The following is a 17,374-nucleotide window of genomic DNA, read 5'->3' as shown; positions in this document are numbered from 1 at the left end:
CTAGGCTCAACCCATGACCTTGGCGGGCGAGGCATGAGACCGGGCGCCCCGCTGGCGCTGCTGGCGGCGCTGGTCGCGGCCGCCTGCGGGCGGGGCGAAGCGGGGGGGCCCGAATTCGTCGACGTGGAACGCGTGGGCGAGCGCGAGTTCCGCCTCAGCCTCCCCGCAGCGGAGCTCGACGATCCGGCGCGCGCCCAGCAGCTCCTCCTGCCCGCCGCAGTGGAACTCTGCGGCGCCGATGCGATCCGGTTCGGCGAATTCGCCTTCGACGCCGGCGCAGACCCGCCGAAGCTGGTGCAGGACCTGACGTGTGAGCCCCCGCCCCCGCCGCCGGCCCCGTTCGACCCGACGCCCGATCAGGAAGCCGCCGTCGCGGCCCTCACCGAACGGTTCTTCACCGCGCGCAACGCCGCCGACGCGGCCGCCGCCCGGCGGCTGTTCAGAGATGACTGGAGCGAGGTCGACGCCGAACGCTGGCGCACAGAAGCCGAGGCCTTCAACCGCCTGGCCGGGACCGAAACCCGCCGCGCCGTCACCCGCACCCTTTGGTTCGAGAACCCGCCCGAGAGCCCCGACCCCGGCGTCTTCGCCGCCCTGGACTATACGAGCAGCTTCGAAAACGTCCGGACGGCCTGCGGCTTCGTCCTGTGGCGGCGCGAAGCCGACGGGTTCCGCCTGGTGCGGGAACAGCTCGACCACCTGACTCCGGAGGCGGAAGCCGGCCTGTCGGGCGTCCAGCTCGCCGAGGCCCGGGCCAAGCTGGGCTGCCGCTGAGCGGCGGATTCAGGGTGCGGAATGGTGGGCGGCGAGGGGTTCGAACCCCCGACCCCCTGGGTGTAAACCAGGTGCTCTGACCAGCTGAGCTAGCCGCCCGCGCGGCGGGCTCTATCACCGCCCGCCCGATGCGAAAAGGGCGGCCGCCGGAAGCCGGGGCCGCCCTTCTGCAAACCGAAAGGTCGTGCGCCTTAGTTCAGCGCGCTCTTCAGGCCTTCGCCCACGCGGAAGCGGGCCGTCTTCGACGCGGGGCGGCTGACGGTCTCGCCGGTGCGCGGGTTGCGGGCCGTGCCGGCGGCGCGGTCGACCGGCACGAAGCTGCCGAACCCGACGAGCCGGACTTCCTGTCCCGCCTTGAGCGACGCCGTGACGGAGTCGATGAACGCTTCCAGCGCGTCTTTCGCCTGCGCCTTGTTGAGGCCCGCCTTGTCGGCGATCGCCGTGACGAGTTCGGCCTTGGTCATTTCTTGTCTCTCCCAGCCCGTTTCTCTAGGTGCCGCGAAGAATCCGCGACGGTCGCGAGGCTGCTTCGCGTCGGGCGATTATGGCGGTCTCTCACCCGGCGTCAAACGAAGGCGGCGCGGGAATCCCCCGCGCCGCCTGGATTTTTCGACTTTTCCCCCGGTTTAGTGCGTGATGACCGCTTCCACGTCGCCCTCGTCGGCCGGAACCGAGACCGCCGGTTGGTCAGCCGGGTTCCATTCGATGGGGGTCAGGGATTCGGTCAGGGCGCGGCTCAGCACCTCGTCCATGGTCGAAACCGGGATGATTTCCATCGCCGACTTCACGTTGTCGGGGATGTCGGCCAGGTCCTTCACGTTCTCTTCCGGGATCAGCACCGTCTTCACGCCCGAGCGGAGCGCCGCGAGCAGCTTCTCCTTCAGACCGCCGATGGCGGTGACCCGGCCTCGCAGGGTGACCTCGCCGGTCATGGCGATGTCCTTGCGGATCGGGACCCCGGTCAGCACCGAGACGATCGCCGTCGCCATGGCCGCACCCGCCGAGGGGCCGTCCTTGGGCGTGGCGCCGTCCGGCACGTGGATGTGGACGTCGGTCTTCTCGAACACCGGCGGCTCGATGCCGAACCGGGTCGCCCGCGAGCGCACATAGCTGTTCGCCGCCGAGATCGACTCCTTCATCACGTCCTTCAGGTTGCCGGTGATGGACATGCGGCCCTTGCCCGGCATCTTGACCGCCTCGATGGTCAGGATGTCGCCGCCGAACTCGGTATAGGCCAAGCCGGTGATGATGCCGACCTGATCCTCCGCGTCCGTCTCGCCGTAGCGGTACTTGCGCACGCCGGCGTACTTGGCGAGGCGTTCGGCGTCGACCGTGATCGACTTGACGCTCTCCCGGCCCAGGTCCCGGACCACCTTGCGCGCCAGGTTGCCCAGCTCCCGCTCCAGCGAGCGGACGCCGGCCTCACGCGTGTAGTAGCGGATCAGGTCGCGGATGGTCTGTTCCGGAACCACGAACTCCTCGGCCGTCAGGCCGTGGTCCTTGGTCAGCTTCGGCAGGACGTGCCGCTTGGCGATCTCGACCTTCTCGTCCTCGGTGTAGCCGGGGATGCGGATGATCTCCATGCGGTCCAGCAGGGGCTGGGGCATGTTGAGGCTGTTGGCGGTGGTGACGAACATCACCGGCGACAGGTCGTAGTCCACCTCCAGATAGTGGTCGGCGAAGGTGGAGTTCTGCGACGGGTCCAGCACCTCGAGCAGGGCCGAGGCCGGGTCGCCCCGGTAGTCCGAGCCCATCTTGTCGATCTCGTCCAGCAGGAAGAAGGCGTTGGTCGACTTGGCCTTCTTCATCGACTGGATGATCTTGCCCGGCATGGAGCCGATATAGGTCCGGCGGTGGCCGCGGATCTCGGCCTCGTCGCGCACGCCGCCCAGGGAGACGCGCACGAACTCGCGCGCCGTGGCCTCGGCGATCGACTTGCCCAGCGAGGTCTTGCCCACGCCCGGAGGACCGACCAGGCAGAGGATCGGGCCCTTCAGCGCGCCGACGCGGGCCTGCACGGCCAGATACTCCAGGATCCGCTCCTTGACCTTCTCCAGGCCGAAGTGGTCGCGGTTGAGGATGTCCTCGGCCTTGGCGAGGTCGATAGGCTTGGTCTTGGCCTTGCCCCACGGGATCGACAGCAGCCAGTCGAGATAGTTCCGCACGACGGTGGATTCCGCCGACATCGGGCTCATGTTGCGCAGCTTCTTCAGCTCGCCCTCGGCCTTGGCGCGGGCCTCCTTGGAGAGCTTGGTCTTCTTGATGCGCTTTTCGAGCTCGATCAGCTCGTCGCGCTGGTCGTCCTGCTCGCCCAGCTCGCGCTGGATCGCCTTCATCTGCTCGTTCAGATAATACTCGCGCTGCGTCTTCTCCATCTGACGCTTCACGCGATTGCGGATCTTCTTCTCGGTCTGCATGACCGAGATCTCGCCCTCCATCAGGGCGTAGACCTTCTCCAGCCGCTTCACGACGTTGAAGATCTCGAGCAGGGCCTGCTTGTCGGCGATCTTCACCGACAGGTGCGAAGCGATGCGGTCGGCGAGCTCACCGGGGGATTCGATCTGCGGGATCGCAGCCAGCGCCTCCGGCGGGACCTTCTTGTTGAGCTTCACATAGTTTTCGAACTGCTCGACGACGGCGCGCGACAGCGCCTCGGCCTCGGCCGACCCCACCCCGTCTTCGGAGATGAAGGCGATCTCGGCTTCGTAGAACTCCTCCTGCTCGGTGAATCGGGAGATGCCGGCGCGCGCGCGGCCCTCCACCAGCACCTTCACGGTGCCGTCGGGGAGCTTCAGGAGCTGCAGGATGGAGGCGACCACGCCGACCTCGTAGATGGCCTCGGGAGCCGGGTCGTCGTCGTCCTTGTCCTTCTGGGTGGCCAGAAGGATCTGCTTGCCTTCGCCCCGCATCGCCTCTTCGAGCGCGCGTACGGATTTCTCACGGCCCACGAACAGCGGCACCGGTTGATGCGGGAACACCACGATGTCCCGCAGCGGCAGAATGGGAAGGGTTTTGATCTCGGACATGATGCAATGAACTCCTGACCGGCCCATTCGGACTCCTGGGCTCGGCGCCGGACCGTGGTTACATCAGACGATGCGTCTGAGTCGGACGGCCCGTCCCGCCTTCCCCGGCGGGCGTGTTGGTCATTTATGTGGACGCTTTGCCGCTGGGTTCAAGCTTGGCCGGCCGCCACGCGGCAAGGCGTCGCGAATTCCAGGCACAGCTAACCGCTTTTGCCTTTACCGAACATGACAACGAGCAAATTTGTGCTCCGCAGCGCCGGGCAGGCTTTAATTCTCCCGCCCTGCCCTGTGGCCGCAACGCCGCAGCCCGGCCGTAAACGGAAAGGCCCCGCAGTCGCCCGCGGGGCCTCCGTCTCTCGCGCGCCGGCCGGCCCTCAGGCCGCGCCGCCCTTGTCGCGGCGCTCGGCGTAGATGATCAGCGGCTGGGCGCGGCCTTCCACCACCTCGGCGTTGACCACCACCTCTTCCACGCCGTCATAGGTCGGCAGCTCGTACATGGTGTCGAGCAGAATGCCCTCCAGGATCGAGCGCAGGCCCCGCGCGCCGGTCTTGCGGATGATGGCCTTGCGGGCCACCGCGCTCAGAGCGTCGTCGGTGAAGGTCAGGCCGACGTTCTCCATGTCGAACAGGCGCTGGTACTGCTTGACGAAGGCGTTCTTCGGCTCGGTGAGGATCTTCACCAGGGCCTTTTCGTCCAGGTCGTCCAGGGTGGCGATCACCGGCAGACGGCCGACGAATTCCGGGATCAGGCCGAAGCGCAGCAGGTCGTCCGGCTCCACCTGACGGAAGATTTCACCCGTGCGGCGCTCGTCCGGGTCGGCCACCTTGGCGCCGAAGCCGATCGAGGTGCCCTGGCCGCGGGCCGAGATGATCTTCTCGAGGCCCGCAAAGGCACCGCCGCAGATGAACAGGATGTTGGTGGTGTCGACCTGCAGGAACTCCTGCTGCGGATGCTTGCGCCCGCCTTGCGGCGGCACGGAGGCGACGGTGCCTTCCATGATCTTCAGGAGCGCCTGCTGCACGCCCTCGCCCGACACGTCGCGGGTGATCGAGGGGTTGTCCGATTTGCGGCTGATCTTGTCGACCTCGTCGATATAGACGATGCCGCGCTGCGCCCGCTCGACATTGTAGTCGGCGGCCTGCAGCAGCTTCAGGATGATGTTCTCGACGTCCTCGCCGACATAGCCGGCTTCTGTGAGCGTCGTGGCGTCGGCCACGGTGAAGGGCACGTCGATGATTCGGGCGAGCGTCTGGGCCAGCAGGGTCTTGCCGGTGCCGGTCGGGCCGATCAGCAGGATGTTGGCCTTGCCCAACTCGACGTCGTTGTTCTTCGTCGCGTGGTTCAGGCGCTTGTAGTGGTTGTGGACCGCGACCGAGAGCACCTTCTTGGCGTGGTCCTGGCCGATCACGTAGTCGTCCAGGACTTCGCGGATTTCCTTCGGAGTGGGAACGCCGTCCTTGGACTTCACGAAGGAGATCTTGTGCTCCTCGCGAATGATGTCCATGCACAGCTCGACGCATTCATCGCAGATGAACACGGTCGGGCCCGCGATCAGCTTGCGGACCTCGTGCTGGCTCTTGCCGCAGAAAGAGCAATAGAGAGTGCTCTTGGAGTCCCCGCTCGCGGCCTTGGTCATGGTCGTTTCTCACTCTCTGACGACGCCTGCGGACGCCCGCCGACGTCCGCCCCGGAGGCGTCCTGACTCCGTCATTGCAGGATACGCGCCGGGGGGTTGTCTAATCCTTGACATTCCCCGATCCGCGATCGGATCACAAGCCTTGTAAGGCCTGCAGCGACAATTCGCGGCGAACGTCCGATGGCGGGCGCCTTCGAATCCCTAGATGGGAATGTGCCGATACGGCGCAAGTGGCTGCGGCTCCTGCGCCGGAGGGACGCGCCGCACGCGTGGCGCGTTAGGGGGATATGGCCAGACGGAGCCTGCATAGAATCGGCGCCTCGAACGGGGGGGAGCGCCTGGATGAACGCGTCGACGACGCCGGCGTCGTCGCCTTCGATTTCGACGGCACCCTGACGGTGCGCGATTCCTTCACCGCCTTCCTGAAATGGCGCTGCTCCGGCCCGCGCCACATGCTCGGCATGGCGCGCCTGGCGCCCGCCGCGGCGGCCTATCTGGTCCATCGGGACCGCGGGCGGATCAAGGCGGCCGCGGTCAAGGAATTCCTGGCCGGCCTGCCGCGCGAGACCCTCGAGGAGGAGGCCCGGGCCTTCGCCAAGGTCATGGCCCCTCGCCTGCTGCGGCCGGACGCCGTCGAGGTCTGGCGGCGCTGGCGGCGCAAGCGCGCGACGCTGGTCATCGTGACGGCGTCCCCCGATGTGGTGGTGGCGCCGTTCGCCCGGGGCTTGGGCGCCGACCTTCTGCTGGGCACCCAGCTCGCCTATGACGAGCGAGACCGGGTCACCGGCGCCTTCCTCGGGACGAATTGCCGCGGCGAGGAGAAGGTGCGGCGTCTCCAGGCGGCGTTCGGGCCGGACGTGCGGCTGCGGGCGGCCTACGGCGACACCGCGGGCGACCGCGAGATGCTGCAGATCGCCGACGAGGCCGGCTACCGCGTCTTCTCCGCCACGCCGTAGACCGCGTCCGGCGGACGATCCCGCTCGTGCCCCGGCAGGCCGAAGTCCGGCAGCCACGGCTCCCGGCGTACGGTCCAGATCTCGTACTGCGGCGTGAACGGACCGGGTTCGTCGAAGGCCCCCAAATGGACCTCCCGCTCGGCTTCACGCTCGTCGCTCCAGAAGACGGGCGAGCCGCAGACGCCGCACCCCCATTCACGGCCATGTTCACCGGTGGGCCAGCAGGCCAGTTCGCCCCTCACCCGCACCTGGCCGGCCTCGAACGCCGCATAGGCGTTGAACGGCGCGCCGTGGCGCTTGCGGCAGGTCAGGCAATGGCAGATTCCCACCCGCAGAGGGTCGCCGCGCGTCACGAACCGCACCCGCCCGCAGGCGCATCCGCCTTCCCGATTCATCTCGCCTCCTGCGCGCAAACCGGCGTCCAACTATGATAGGCCTAACGCAGAGGGGAAGGCGGCGATGCGGTTCGTGGTCGAGAAGCTCATTCGCGACAAGCTGCCCGCTATCATGCGCGCGCAGGGCCTTTCGGTCTTCGAGCGGCGGCTGGGCGAGGCGGAGTACCTGGCCGCGCTCCAGGCCAAGCTGGTCGAGGAAGCCGCAGAGGCGCAGGCCGCGGCCTCCCCCGAAGAGCTTGCGGGAGAGCTCGCCGACCTTTCCGAGGTGATGCTCGCCCTGATGGCCGCGGCAGGCGTGACGGCCGAACAGGTGGAGCGCTTGCGCCTGGCCAAGCGCGCCGAACGCGGCGGCTTCGACGGCCGGGTCTACAACGCCGCGGTCGAGGGTCCGCCCGACCTGCCGGCGATCGCCTATTACCTCGCCAGACCCTTGCAGTATCCTGAAGTCCCGCTCGAGGACTGAGGCGCCCGATGAAGCACGCCGGCTCCGCCGCGCTGGATGCGCTGGAACCCCTTCTCGCGCACCTTCGCGCCCTGCCGGGCTTGGCGGAAAAATCCCGCGGCGTGTTCTACAGCAAGTCCAAGGCCTTCCTGCATTTCCACGAAGATCCCAAGGGCCTGTTCGCCGACATCCGCGCCGAAGACGGCCGGACCTTCGACCGGTTCGACGTCACCGGACCCGAGGGCCAGGCGCGGTTACGCGCCATCGCCGAAGACCGCCTTCGCTCCCGGTAGACCGCGAACCGCGCTCTTCCTCTGCAATGAGGAGAGGAGGACCTCGTCTGCGACCGTCCCGCCCTCAGGCCAGGCAATGCCGCCGATCAGGCCGCCACGCCGCCGACGCGGGCGATGTTGCAGTGGACCCAGAGCTTCTCGAGCGCCTTGACCAGGTGGTCCATCATTTCGTCGGTGTGGGCCGGCGAAGGCGTGAAGCGCAGGCGCTCGGTGCCGCGCGGCACCGTCGGGTAGTTGATCGGCTGGACGTAGACGCCGTGCTCTTCGAGCAGGATGTCCGAGATCATCTTGCAGTGGACCGGATCGCCCACCAGCACCGGCACGATGTGGCTGACCGAGGGCATGACCGGCAGGCCGGCGGCGATCAGGCGGGCCTTGAGCGTGGCGGCGCGTTCCTGATGCGCATCGCGGACTTCGCCGTGCTCCTTCAGGTAACGGATCGAGGCCACCGCCCCGGCGGCGAGCGCCGGCGGAAGCGAGGTCGTGAAGATGAAGCCGTCGGCATAGGAGCGGATGGCGTCGACGATCACCGCATCGGCCGCGATGTAGCCGCCCATCACCCCGAAGGCCTTGCCGAGGGTGCCTTCGATGATGTCGATCTCGGCCATCACCCCGTCGCGCTCGGCCACGCCCGCCCCGCGGGGGCCGTACATGCCGACCGCGTGGACCTCGTCGAGATAGGTCATGGCGCCGTACTTCTTGGCAAGCGCCACGGTCCCGGCCATGTCGGCGATGTCGCCGTCCATGGAATAGACGCTTTCGAAGGCGATCAGCTTGGGCGCGTCGGCCGGAGCGGCGGCCAGCAGCTCCTCCAGGTGGGCCAGGTCGTTGTGGCGGAAGACGTGGCGCTGCTCGCGCTTGCCGGCCCGGATGCCGGAGATCATCGAATTGTGGTTCAGTTCGTCGGAGAAGACGATCAGCCCGGGCAGGATCTTGTAGAGGGTCGAGAGCGAAGCCTCGTTGGACACGTAGCCCGAGGTGAACAGCAGGGCCGCTTCCTTACCGTGCAGGTCGGCGAGCTCATGCTCCAGTTCCACGTGATAGTGGGTGGTGCCGGAGATGTTGCGGGTGCCGCCGGAACCGGCGCCGGCCTCCTCGATCGCCTTGTGCATGGCGTCGAGTACGACCGGGTTCTGCCCCTGGCCCAGATAGTCGTTGGAGCACCAGACCACGACCTCCGAGGTCGAGCCGTCCTCCTTCGTCCAGGTCGCCCGCGGGAAGTCGCCGCGGTGGCGCTTCAGGTCCGCGAACACACGATAACGGCCTTCCGAACGAACGCGTTCGAGGGCGGTGTGAAAGGCGGCCTTGTAATCCATCGACTGAACTTCCGCCGGTACGCTCGACGATCTCGCGCCCAGACGGTCCCCTTGCTTTGCAGGGCTTATCGCGCCGCGAGGCCCCATTGTCCATAATTCGTCATGCCGCGGCCCATCAGTTTTCGTGAGCGCCCGCGGAGTCTTCGTGGTCGACAGGGTTATCCCCCGCCGCTTCGGGCGGGGAATTGACCTTCATCAAGCCGAGCGCAGGAGATGTCAGCTCGGCCTGCGGAACCGATAGACGAACTGGTCGGTCTTGCCGCGGATCGCCGGGTCGAAAACGCTGGCGGTCTTGGGGTCGTCGGGGTTGCGCAGCACGTCGCTTTCACCCTCGAAGACGAAGCCGGCGGCCTCGATTTCGCTCTTCGCCTTGGCCGGATCGATCCGGTGCAGGGTGTCGGCGACCTCCAGAGGCGCGCCTGCAACTGCGGCGTGGTCGACCACCAGTAGAACGCCGCCCGGCTTCAGCGCGTCGAAGAGCGACTTGTTGGCCGCCGGCACGTCCACGTTCAGCCGCTTCAGGTGCAGATCGTGATAGTTCTGGGCGGTGAAGATCACGTCCACCGGCTCGGGCGCGGCGAAGGCGCCGGGGTTCAGCGGAATCACCTGGACGTTGCCATAGCCGGGTTCCGCCGCGATCTGGGCGGCCGCCGGCTGGGCGTCGGGCGAACTGGCCGGCGGGGCGGCGGCGTAGACCTTGCCCTGTGGCCCGACCGCCTTGGCCAGCACGCGGGTGAAATATCCGCCGCCGGGAATGAAATCGACCACCTTGTCGCCGGGCTTCACGCCGGCGAAGTCGAGCACCTCGGCCGGCTTGCGGTCGGTGTCGCGCGCCTTGTCGGCGTCCGGCCGGCTCGCGTCGGCCACGGCGGCGGTCAGGTGCGGCGCGGGCGCTGCGAAAGCGTTGGTGGAAAGCGCAAGGGCCGCAACTGCGGCCAACCAGATGCTGGGCTTCATGTCTTCCTCCCCGGCGGATTTCGATCCCGCCTTGGCCTCAAGGTAGCGGAGACCAGGCCTCGGCGGAAGGAAGCGGCGCGAAAATCGAATCGATCATCGCCTCGGTCACGCCCTCCAGGGTCGGCGGATCCCAGCGCGGCGCATTGTCCTTTTCGACGATCACGGCCCGCACGCCTTCGATGAAGTCCGGACGCTGCACGACCCGCGCGCCGATGGCGTACTCCATCGCCATGTTCTCGGCGAAGCTCCGCGCCTGGGCGCCGAGGCGCAACTGCCGGAAGGCGACCTTCAGGGTCTGGGGGGACTTGGTGGAAAGCACCTTCAGCTGCTCGCGCGCCCAGTCGCTGTCGGCGGTCTCCAGGGCCGCGACGATCGCCTCCACGCTCTCGCCCGCGAAGAGGCGGGCGATCTCGTCCTGGTGCTGGGCGAGCGGCGGGCGGCCGGCGTCCCCCTCGAACTGCGTCAGCAGGGTCTCGACCGCGGCCGGATCGTCCAGGATCGCGCTCTTCAGATCGGTGATGCGAGCGCTCTCCACATAGTCGGTGGCCACGCCGACCAGTTCGCAGTCGGCGGCCTTGATCCGGGCGCCGGTCAGGGCCAGCCACAGGCCGATGTGGTCGGGCATCCGCGGCAGGTACCAGCCGCCGCCGACGTCGGGGAACAGGCCAATTCCCGTCTCCGGCATGGCGAAGGTGGTCCGCTCGGTCGCCACGCGGTAGCGGGCCGGCATGGAGAGCCCCACCCCGCCGCCCATGGTGATCCCATCCATGAAGGCGATCACCGGCTTCGGGTACTCGAACAGCAGGTGGTTCAGCCGGTACTCGACGAAGAAGAATTCGCGCGCGGCCGCCCCGTCGCCCGCCCCGCTGTCGGCCAGCATGCGGATGTCGCCGCCTGCGCAGAAGCCGCGTTCGCCCGAATGGTCCAGCATGACCAGCTCGACCGCCGGATCCTCCCGCCACGCGAGCAGCGCCCCGGTCATCGCCCGGCACATCGCCGTGGTCAGCGCATGCAGCGCCTGGGGCCGGTTCAGGGTGATCCGCCCGACGGCGCCTTCGACCCGGGACAGCACTTCGTCCGTCATTGCCGCAGCATCTCCCGCGCCACGATCACCCGCATGATCTCGTTCGTTCCTTCCAGGATCTGGTGGACGCGCAGGTCGCGCACCACCCGCTCCAGCGGATAGTCCTTCAGATAGCCGTATCCGCCGTGCAGCTGCAGGGCCTCGTTGGCCACCTCGAAGCCGGCGTCGGTGGCGAAGCGCTTGGCCATGGCGCAGAGCTTGGTGGCCTGAGGGTCGCGGTTGTCGAGGGCGTGCGCCGCCCGGCGCACCATCAGACGCGCCGCCTCCAACTCGGTGGCCATGTCCGCCAGCTTGAACTGCAGGGCCTGGAAGTCGGCCAGCCGCTTCCCGAACTGCTGGCGCTCCAGCATGTAGGCCTGGGCGGTGTCCAGGGCGAAGGCGGCGCCGCCCAGCGAGCAGGAGGCGATGTTCAGCCGACCGCCGTCCAGCCCCATCATGGCGAAGCGGAAGCCCTCCCCTTCGCCGCCGATGCGGTTTTCCGCCGACACCCGGACGTTGTCGAAATTGACCTGGGCGGTGGGCTGAGCGTTCCAGCCCATCTTCTTCTCCTGGCCTCCGAAGGAGAGCCCCTCCATCCCCTTCTCGACCACGAAGGCCGACACGCCCTTGGCGCCGGCCTCCCCCGTGCGCGCCATGACAACATAGACGTCCGAGACTCCGGCGCCGGAGATGAAAGCCTTGCCCCCGTTCAGCACATAGTGGTCGCCTTCCAGCCGCGCCGTCGTACGCATCGCCGCCGCATCGGAGCCGGAGCCGGGCTCGGTCAGGCAGTAGGAGGCGATCAGCTCCATGCTGGTCAGGCGCGGCAGGTAGCGCTTGCGCAGATCCTCCGAGCCGAAGCGGTCGATCATCCACGAGGCCATGTTGTGGATGGTGAGATAGGCCGCCGTGGCCACGTCGCCGTAGGACAGGGCCTCGAAGACGATGGAGGCGTCGAGCCGGGTCAGGGCCGATCCGCCCACATCCTCGGAGATGTAGACGCCTGCGAAGCCGAGCTCGGCGGCCTTGCGCAGGGTCTCGACCGGGAAGTGCTTCTCCTCGTCCCAGCGGGCGGAATGGGGCGCAAGCTCGGCGGCGGCGAATGCCCGAGCGGCGTCCTGGATGGCCTGTTGATCGTCGGTGAGATTGAAGTCCATGGGGCTTTCGAGGCGGGAAAAAATTGCGCGACTTGAGCAAGTCGCCGCGCTGGCGCACCCTGTCAACGACGCGGAGCCGCCTGGCGGCGCCTTTTCCGGGGGGAATTGGATGGCGAATTCGGCGATCGGCGCGCGGGCGGAAGAGCCTGCGCGGAACCTTGCCCTCATCAACTATGCGCTCTTGTTCTCGTCGATCTTCTTCGCCGGGGTGACGGCCCTGATCGCCGTGGTCATCGCCTATTCGCAGCGCGACGACGCCCCACCGACGCTGCGCTCGCACCACGATTTCCAGATCCGGATCTTCTGGATCGCATTCGGCCTGACCGTGGCGGCGGGCCTGTCGATCCTGGGGGCGGCTATCGGGGTGGTGGCCGAGCTCCTGGAGGTGACCCGCCTGCACGGCTGGAATGGATGGGGTGAAGTGCGGGTGGAGCTTTCGCGGCTGTCGCTAGGCCCGTTCACGGTGCTGGCGGCGGTGCTCGCCGGAGCCTTCTGGTTCCTGACCTGCCTGTGGCTGGCCGCCGCGCCGCTGTTGGGCTTCATCAGGCTTGCGTCGGCGCAGGGGATGGGTCACAGCGCCCGGCTATGAGCCAAGCCCCCCTCGCCGCCTATCCCGCCCTGCGCCTGCGCCGCCTGCGCCAGGCCGACTGGACCCGCCGCCTGGTGCGCGAAAGCGTGCTGACGCCGGCCGACCTGATCTGGTCCATGGTGGTGCACGAGGGCGAGGGCGAGGTTCCAGTGGCCTCCATGCCCGGCGTCGCCCGCCTCTCGGTGAAGGAGGCCGCCAAGGCGGCGAAAGAAGCCAAGGCCTTGGGCGTCCCCGCCATCGCGGTCTTTCCGCATATCGACGGCGCCAAGAAGGACGCCGACGGCAGCCTGGCCCACGATCCCAACGGCCTGATCGCCAACGCCGTCAAAGCGATGAAGGATGCGGCGCCCGAGGTGGGGATCATGTGCGACGTGGCGCTGGACCCCTTCACCGACCACGGCCATGACGGCCTGATCGAAGGGGGCAAGATCCTGAACGACGCCACCATCGAGCGCCTGATCGAGCAGGGCCTGATGCAGGCCAAGGCCGGCGCCGACATCCTGGCGCCCTCCGACATGATGGACGGCCGCGTCGGCGCCCTGCGCGCCGCGCTCGAAGGCGCGGGCCTGCAGGACACCATGATCATGTCCTATGCGGCCAAGTACGCCTCGGCCTTCTACGGCCCCTACCGCGACGCCATCGGCTCCGGAAAGCTGGGGACCGGGTCGGTGGACAATCCGGGCGACAAGAAGACCTACCAGATGGACCCGGCCAATTCCGACGAGGCCCTGCGGGAGGTGGCGCTGGACATCGCCGAGGGCGCCGACATGGTCATGGTCAAGCCGGGCATGCCCTATCTCGACATCGTCCAGCGGGTGGTCCAGGCCTTCGCCATGCCGACCTTCGCCTTCCAGGTCTCGGGCGAGTACGCCATGCTGATGGCGGCGGCCCGGAACGGCTGGCTCGACGAGGAGCGCGCGATCCTGGAAAGCTTGGCCGCCTTCAAGCGCGCCGGCTGCGCCGGGATCATCACCTATTTCGCCCCCCGCGCGGCGCGCCTGCTGGGCGCGTGAGCCGCGTCATCGAGATCGTCGCCGGCGTGATCCGCGACACCGGCGGGCGCGTGCTGACCGTCCGCAAGCGCGGTACGGCGGCCTTCATGCTGCCGGGCGGCAAGCGCGAACCGGGGGAATCCGATCTGGAGACCTTGGCCCGGGAGCTGCGCGAGGAACTGGGCTGCGAGCTTTCCAGCGCGACGCACCTCGGGACCTTCGATGCGCCCGCGGCCAACGAGGCGGGCGCGCGGGTCTATGGGGCGATCTATCTGGCCTACATCGCCGGCGAACTCGCCGTCCGCGCCGAGATCGAGGAGTTGATGTGGCTCGATCCCGACGGCGCCGCGCCTGCGCCGCTGGCGCCGCTACTTGAAACTCAGGTTCTGCCCCGACTGCGTCATGGCCACTCCTCGGTGGCGTAGCGCGCAAACCCCGGGCGGTCGGCCAAGCGCTCCAGATAGACGTGCACCAGCGGCAGGTCGGCGTGAGCCATGGGCGTCATGCGCCAGCGGTGCGCCGAGAGACCGGTCCCGACATCCGCGACCGTGAAGCTATCCCCGGCCACATAGGCCCCCGTTTCCGCCAGCCTCGAGTTTAGAATCGCCATCGCCCTGTTCCATGCGGCGACGCTCTCGGCGAGTCGGACGGGGTCGGGCGTCTTCGGCTCGCCACGCGCCAGGGCGGGAAATGCATAACGCCAGGCGCCGTTAAGTTCGGTCGCCTGCCAGTCCATCCACATCTCGACCCGCGCCCGCGCCGCCGGATCGGCTGGAAGCAGATCCTGACGACCTGCCTTGGCCGCCAGATAGCGGCAGATGGTGTTGGATTCCCAGAGAACGACGTCCGCGTCGACGATGACTGGAACCAGCCCGTTGGGGTTCAGGCGCAGGAAGTCCGGCGAGCTCAGGCTGGCGTCCGGCCAGCCCCAGCGATCCTCGTGAACGAACGGCGCGTCCGCCTCCACGGCGGCCCAGAGCGCCTTGCGGACATTGATCGACCGCGTCCGGCCCAGGATCCTCAGCATGGTCAGGGCTCCAGCCGCGCCACCAGGCTGGAGGTGTCCCAGCGGCTTCCGCCCAGCGCCTGGACCTCAGCGTAGAAGCCGTCCACCAGGGCGGTCATGTCGAGTTTGGCGCCGTTGGCGGCGGCCTCGTCCAGCACCAGGCCCAGGTCCTTGCGCATCCAGTCGACCGCGAAGCCAAAGTCGAACCTGCCTTCGCTCATGGTCTTCCAGCGGTTGTCCATCTGCCAGGACTGGGCCGCGCCCTTGGAGATCGCCTCGTAGACCTCCAGCGGGTCGAGGCCCGCGCGCTTGGCGAAGTGCAGGCCTTCGGCGAGGCCCTGGACCACGCCGGCGATGCATATCTGATTGACCATCTTGGTCAGCTGGCCCGCGCCCGGCCCACCCATGCGGCGCACGGCCTTGGCGAAGGCCGCGATGACCGGCTCGGCGCGGGCGAAGGCCGTCTCGTCGCCGCCGCACATGACGGTGAGCTGGCCCTTCTCGGCGCCGGCCTGACCACCGGAGACCGGCGCGTCCACGAACCAGCGGCCGGACCTTGCCGCAAGCTCGGCCATCTCACGCGCAACCTTCGCGGAAGTCGTTGTGTGATCGACCACGATTCCGCCTGGGGCCATGGCCGGCAGGGCCAGGCCCGTGACCTGGCGGACGTCGTCGTCGTTTCCCACGCAGAGGAAGACGATCTCCGCGCCGTCGGCCGCCTCGGCGACGGTGGCGGCGGCGCGGCCGCCATGGGCGGCGGCCCAGCGCTGCGCCTTCTCCGGGCTGCGGTTGAAGACGCTGACCTCGTGACCGGCGCGGGCCAGATGCCCGGCCATGGGAAAGCCCATCACCCCCAGACCCGCGAATGCGACCTTCATGCCGGCTCCTTCCAACTCAACGTCATCTTAACGGCCCTGGGCCACGGTGCCCCGGACATCAACCTTAATGGGACAGCCGCCATGGCGATGGGCGAAGCCCCCATCCTGATCAAGAAGGTCAAGAAGGGCCACGGCCACGCGCATCACGGCGGCGCATGGAAGGTGGCCTATGCGGACTTCGTGACCGCGATGATGGCCTTCTTCCTGCTGATGTGGCTGATCAATACGACGAGTCCCGAGCAGAAGCGCGGCATCGCCGACTATTTCGCCCCGGCCAGCGTTTCGGAGACCACCTCCGGCTCCGGCGGCATCCTCGGCGGCACGGCGCTGGGCGAGGACGGGGCCAAGGGCTCCGGCTCCATGGCGATCATCGAGGAGATGGCGCCCGAGGCGAAGAACCAGAACGACGGCAACCAGACCGATGCGGCCAAGGAGGTCGCCCCCGAGGCCTCCACCGAGGCCTTGCGCGAAGCCCTGATGAAACGCGAGCAGGCTTCTTTCGCCTCCGCCGCCCAGGCCCTGCGCCAGGCGCTGCAGGACATGCCGGAGCTTGCGGAGCTGTCGAAGAACATCCTGATCGACCAGACGCCGGAGGGCCTGCGCATCCAGCTGGTGGACCAGGAGGGCCGCTCCATGTTCGCCGAGGGTCGGGCCGAACCCAACGACCGCGCCAAGCTCCTGCTGCGGGCCATCGCGCGCACCATCAATCAGTTGCCGAATCGGATCTCGATCTCGGGTCACACCAATCTCAGCCGCAACGGGGTCCGGGCCGACACCGACTGGGCGCTCTCCTCGGCCCGCGCCGACGCCTCGCGCAAGGTCCTGCAATCGACGGGCGTGGACGCCGACCGCGTCTACCAGGTTTCGGGCAAGGCCAGCTCCGAACCTCTCTATCCGGACGATCCGACGCTCGCGGGCAACCGCCGCATCACCATCGTCCTGCTGCGGGAAGCGCCCGTGCTGCCTCCCGACCATGGGCTTTAGAACCGGAGCGCTCCTGTGGCGTTTCGCGGCTTGCGAACTGGCCCGCCATGCCGCCTAATCGGCTATAGGCGCAGTGGTACGAAAGCGATCGCAAGTCCGTGACGCAGCACTTTCCGACGCGACAGCTCAGGTTCTTCCTGACCGCGCCTGCGCCCTGCCCGTACCTGCCGGAGCGATATGAGCGGAAGGTGTTCGCGCACCTGCCCCTCTCGGACGGCGCGAGCGTGAACGACAGCCTCACCCAGGTGGGCTTCAGGCGCTCTCAGAACATCGCCTACCGGCCGGCCTGCGAGGCCTGCTCGGCCTGTGTTTCGGCGCGGATCCCGGCGCGAGACTACGTCTTCTCCCGCTACGAGCGGCGGGTGCTGAACCGCAACCCCGACATCGAACGCCATCTGGTGGAGGCCGAGGCGACCATGGAGCAGTTCGACCTGCTCCGCCGCTATCTCCATAGCCGCCACGCCGACGGCGGCATGGCCGAGATGACCTGGCCCGATTACGTCGCCATGGTCGAGGACACTGCGGTCCGCACCCACATCATCGAATACCGCCTGGCCTCGCGCGACGGCGGCCCAGGCGACCTGATCGCCTGCGCCCTCGTCGACCTGATGAGCGACGGCCTATCGCTGGTCTATTCCTTCTACGACCCGACCCTGGGGCGCCGCAGCCTGGGGTCGTTCATGATCCTGGACCACGTGGTGCAGGCCTGCCTGACCGAAATCCCCTACGTCTATCTGGGCTACTGGGTGCGCGGCTCGGAGAAGATGGACTACAAGGCGCGCTTCTCGCCCATCGAGATCCTCCGGCCGGAGGGCTGGGCCTTGATGTCGGCGCGCGACCGGCCGCCTCCAATCCGGTCCTGACCATACCGCGCCGTTGACAGCCGCAGCCTGCGGCCGTCTCATGACC

General features: G+C 68.1%; 19 protein-coding genes and 1 tRNA gene. 9 read left to right on the top strand and 11 right to left on the bottom strand.

What is annotated here, in order from left to right:
- Positions 1-33: 33 nt before the first annotated feature.
- A complete protein-coding gene (locus ACK41C_RS14815; protein WP_409655802.1) occupies positions 34-774 on the top strand; it encodes a DUF4019 domain-containing protein in 741 nt (246 codons plus the stop codon).
- A 22-nt stretch (positions 775-796) separates the two neighbouring features.
- Here the strand turns inward: ACK41C_RS14815 and ACK41C_RS14810 are convergent.
- The 4 genes from ACK41C_RS14810 to clpX all read right to left on the bottom strand — a co-directional run bounded on the left by ACK41C_RS14810 (position 797) and on the right by clpX (position 5,437).
- Positions 797-873 (bottom strand) — tRNA-Val (locus ACK41C_RS14810).
- Between the two features lie 92 nt (positions 874-965).
- Entirely contained in the window at positions 966-1,238 is a 273-nt protein-coding gene (locus ACK41C_RS14805) for an HU family DNA-binding protein (protein WP_409655800.1), read from the bottom strand.
- Between the two features lie 162 nt (positions 1,239-1,400).
- Positions 1,401-3,800, bottom strand: a complete 2,400-nt coding sequence (lon, locus tag ACK41C_RS14800; protein ID WP_409655798.1) for an endopeptidase La — start codon at positions 3,798-3,800, stop codon at positions 1,401-1,403.
- Positions 3,801-4,174: 374 nt separating this feature from the next.
- The gene (gene clpX / locus ACK41C_RS14795) at positions 4,175-5,437 is read right to left on the bottom strand and encodes an ATP-dependent Clp protease ATP-binding subunit ClpX (protein WP_409655796.1); all 1,263 of its coding nucleotides are present in this window, start codon (positions 5,435-5,437) and stop codon (positions 4,175-4,177) included.
- A 287-nt stretch (positions 5,438-5,724) separates the two neighbouring features.
- Here clpX and ACK41C_RS14790 point away from each other — a divergent pair, with 287 nt between their 5' ends.
- Positions 5,725-6,393, top strand: a complete 669-nt coding sequence (locus ACK41C_RS14790; RefSeq protein WP_409655794.1) for an HAD-IB family hydrolase — start codon at positions 5,725-5,727, stop codon at positions 6,391-6,393.
- Here ACK41C_RS14790 and ACK41C_RS14785 read toward each other — a convergent pair.
- The gene (locus tag ACK41C_RS14785) at positions 6,366-6,788 is read right to left on the bottom strand and encodes a GFA family protein (RefSeq protein ID WP_409655792.1); all 423 of its coding nucleotides are present in this window, start codon (positions 6,786-6,788) and stop codon (positions 6,366-6,368) included. The two genes, ACK41C_RS14790 and ACK41C_RS14785, sit on opposite strands and share 28 nt — an antisense overlap.
- A gap of 64 nt (positions 6,789-6,852) precedes the next feature.
- On the opposite strand from ACK41C_RS14785, the gene ACK41C_RS14780 reads away from it, so the two are divergent.
- A complete protein-coding gene (locus ACK41C_RS14780) occupies positions 6,853-7,251 on the top strand; it encodes a nucleoside triphosphate pyrophosphohydrolase (RefSeq protein WP_409655790.1) in 399 nt (132 codons plus the stop codon).
- Between the two features lie 8 nt (positions 7,252-7,259).
- The gene (locus ACK41C_RS14775; protein ID WP_409655789.1) at positions 7,260-7,523 is read left to right on the top strand and encodes a hypothetical protein; all 264 of its coding nucleotides are present in this window, start codon (positions 7,260-7,262) and stop codon (positions 7,521-7,523) included.
- Positions 7,524-7,609: 86 nt separating this feature from the next.
- Here ACK41C_RS14775 and hemA read toward each other — a convergent pair whose 3' ends face one another.
- From hemA to ACK41C_RS14755, 4 genes are all read right to left on the bottom strand, one after another.
- Positions 7,610-8,839 (bottom strand): 5-aminolevulinate synthase, encoded by a 1,230-nt coding sequence (gene hemA, locus ACK41C_RS14770; protein ID WP_409655787.1) that lies wholly within the window; start codon positions 8,837-8,839, stop codon positions 7,610-7,612.
- Between the two features lie 216 nt (positions 8,840-9,055).
- Positions 9,056-9,796, bottom strand: a complete 741-nt coding sequence (locus tag ACK41C_RS14765; protein WP_409655785.1) for a class I SAM-dependent methyltransferase — start codon at positions 9,794-9,796, stop codon at positions 9,056-9,058.
- Between the two features lie 37 nt (positions 9,797-9,833).
- Positions 9,834-10,880: an enoyl-CoA hydratase/isomerase family protein gene (locus ACK41C_RS14760; protein WP_409655783.1), complete on the bottom strand. Its 1,047-nt coding sequence runs from the start codon at positions 10,878-10,880 to the stop codon at positions 9,834-9,836.
- Positions 10,877-12,016, bottom strand: coding sequence for an isobutyryl-CoA dehydrogenase (locus ACK41C_RS14755; RefSeq protein ID WP_409655781.1), 1,140 nt, complete (start codon positions 12,014-12,016; stop codon positions 10,877-10,879). Before ACK41C_RS14755 ends, ACK41C_RS14760 begins: the two co-directional genes overlap by 4 nt.
- Positions 12,017-12,125: 109 nt before the next feature.
- Between ACK41C_RS14755 and ACK41C_RS14750 the strand changes: the two genes are divergently transcribed.
- Genes ACK41C_RS14750 through ACK41C_RS14740 form a run of 3 tightly spaced genes read left to right on the top strand, consistent with a single transcriptional unit; the run spans position 12,126 to position 14,022 of the window.
- Positions 12,126-12,605: a hypothetical protein gene (locus ACK41C_RS14750; RefSeq protein WP_409655779.1), complete on the top strand. Its 480-nt coding sequence runs from the start codon at positions 12,126-12,128 to the stop codon at positions 12,603-12,605.
- On the top strand, positions 12,602-13,618 hold the full coding sequence (gene hemB, locus ACK41C_RS14745) for a porphobilinogen synthase (protein ID WP_409655777.1): 1,017 nt from the start codon (positions 12,602-12,604) through the stop codon (positions 13,616-13,618). The genes ACK41C_RS14750 and hemB overlap by 4 nt, the downstream gene beginning before the upstream one ends.
- Entirely contained in the window at positions 13,615-14,022 is a 408-nt protein-coding gene (locus ACK41C_RS14740; RefSeq protein WP_409655775.1) for an NUDIX hydrolase, read from the top strand. The genes hemB and ACK41C_RS14740 overlap by 4 nt, the downstream gene beginning before the upstream one ends.
- On the opposite strand, the gene ACK41C_RS14735 is transcribed toward ACK41C_RS14740, so the two are convergent.
- Both ACK41C_RS14735 and ACK41C_RS14730 read right to left on the bottom strand, forming a co-directional pair.
- Positions 13,998-14,624 carry a glutathione S-transferase family protein gene (locus ACK41C_RS14735; RefSeq protein ID WP_409655773.1) on the bottom strand — a complete coding sequence of 209 codons (627 nt, stop codon included), beginning with the start codon at positions 14,622-14,624 and terminating at the stop codon, positions 13,998-14,000. The genes ACK41C_RS14740 and ACK41C_RS14735 overlap by 25 nt on opposite strands.
- Positions 14,625-14,626: 2 nt before the next feature.
- Positions 14,627-15,481 (bottom strand): NAD(P)-dependent oxidoreductase, encoded by an 855-nt coding sequence (locus ACK41C_RS14730; RefSeq protein WP_409655771.1) that lies wholly within the window; start codon positions 15,479-15,481, stop codon positions 14,627-14,629.
- Between the two features lie 81 nt (positions 15,482-15,562).
- Here ACK41C_RS14730 and ACK41C_RS14725 point away from each other — a divergent pair, with 81 nt between their 5' ends.
- Entirely contained in the window at positions 15,563-16,465 is a 903-nt protein-coding gene (locus tag ACK41C_RS14725; protein ID WP_409655769.1) for a flagellar motor protein MotB, read from the top strand.
- 98 nt (positions 16,466-16,563) lie between these two features.
- Positions 16,564-17,328, top strand: coding sequence for an arginyltransferase (locus ACK41C_RS14720; RefSeq protein ID WP_409655767.1), 765 nt, complete (start codon positions 16,564-16,566; stop codon positions 17,326-17,328).
- The last annotated feature ends 46 nt before the right edge of the window (positions 17,329-17,374 follow it).

Origin of the sequence: Phenylobacterium sp. (assembly GCF_046290725.1) — a bacterium.
GTDB lineage: Bacteria > Pseudomonadota > Alphaproteobacteria > Caulobacterales > Caulobacteraceae > Phenylobacterium.
Note: the sequence above shows the minus strand (reverse complement) of the source record. Positions and strands in the feature narration are given on the sequence as shown.

Excerpts from the sequence above, each read along its gene's own strand:
- ACK41C_RS14815 (WP_409655802.1), top strand. The coding sequence starts at position 34 with ATGAGACCGGGCGCCCCGCTGGCGCTGCTGGCGGCGCTGGTCGCGGCC.
- ACK41C_RS14805 (WP_409655800.1), bottom strand. The coding sequence starts at position 1,238 with ATGACCAAGGCCGAACTCGTCACGGCGATCGCCGACAAGGCGGGCCTC.
- lon (WP_409655798.1), bottom strand. The coding sequence starts at position 3,800 with ATGTCCGAGATCAAAACCCTTCCCATTCTGCCGCTGCGGGACATCGTG.
- clpX (WP_409655796.1), bottom strand. The coding sequence starts at position 5,437 with ATGACCAAGGCCGCGAGCGGGGACTCCAAGAGCACTCTCTATTGCTCT.
- ACK41C_RS14790 (WP_409655794.1), top strand. The coding sequence starts at position 5,725 with ATGGCCAGACGGAGCCTGCATAGAATCGGCGCCTCGAACGGGGGGGAG.
- ACK41C_RS14785 (WP_409655792.1), bottom strand. The coding sequence starts at position 6,788 with ATGAATCGGGAAGGCGGATGCGCCTGCGGGCGGGTGCGGTTCGTGACG.
- ACK41C_RS14780 (WP_409655790.1), top strand. The coding sequence starts at position 6,853 with ATGCGGTTCGTGGTCGAGAAGCTCATTCGCGACAAGCTGCCCGCTATC.
- ACK41C_RS14775 (WP_409655789.1), top strand. The coding sequence starts at position 7,260 with ATGAAGCACGCCGGCTCCGCCGCGCTGGATGCGCTGGAACCCCTTCTC.
- hemA (WP_409655787.1), bottom strand. The coding sequence starts at position 8,839 with ATGGATTACAAGGCCGCCTTTCACACCGCCCTCGAACGCGTTCGTTCG.
- ACK41C_RS14765 (WP_409655785.1), bottom strand. The coding sequence starts at position 9,796 with ATGAAGCCCAGCATCTGGTTGGCCGCAGTTGCGGCCCTTGCGCTTTCC.
- ACK41C_RS14760 (WP_409655783.1), bottom strand. The coding sequence starts at position 10,880 with ATGACGGACGAAGTGCTGTCCCGGGTCGAAGGCGCCGTCGGGCGGATC.
- ACK41C_RS14755 (WP_409655781.1), bottom strand. The coding sequence starts at position 12,016 with ATGGACTTCAATCTCACCGACGATCAACAGGCCATCCAGGACGCCGCT.
- ACK41C_RS14750 (WP_409655779.1), top strand. The coding sequence starts at position 12,126 with ATGGCGAATTCGGCGATCGGCGCGCGGGCGGAAGAGCCTGCGCGGAAC.
- hemB (WP_409655777.1), top strand. The coding sequence starts at position 12,602 with ATGAGCCAAGCCCCCCTCGCCGCCTATCCCGCCCTGCGCCTGCGCCGC.
- ACK41C_RS14735 (WP_409655773.1), bottom strand. The coding sequence starts at position 14,624 with ATGCTGAGGATCCTGGGCCGGACGCGGTCGATCAATGTCCGCAAGGCG.
- ACK41C_RS14730 (WP_409655771.1), bottom strand. The coding sequence starts at position 15,481 with ATGAAGGTCGCATTCGCGGGTCTGGGGGTGATGGGCTTTCCCATGGCC.
- ACK41C_RS14725 (WP_409655769.1), top strand. The coding sequence starts at position 15,563 with ATGGCGATGGGCGAAGCCCCCATCCTGATCAAGAAGGTCAAGAAGGGC.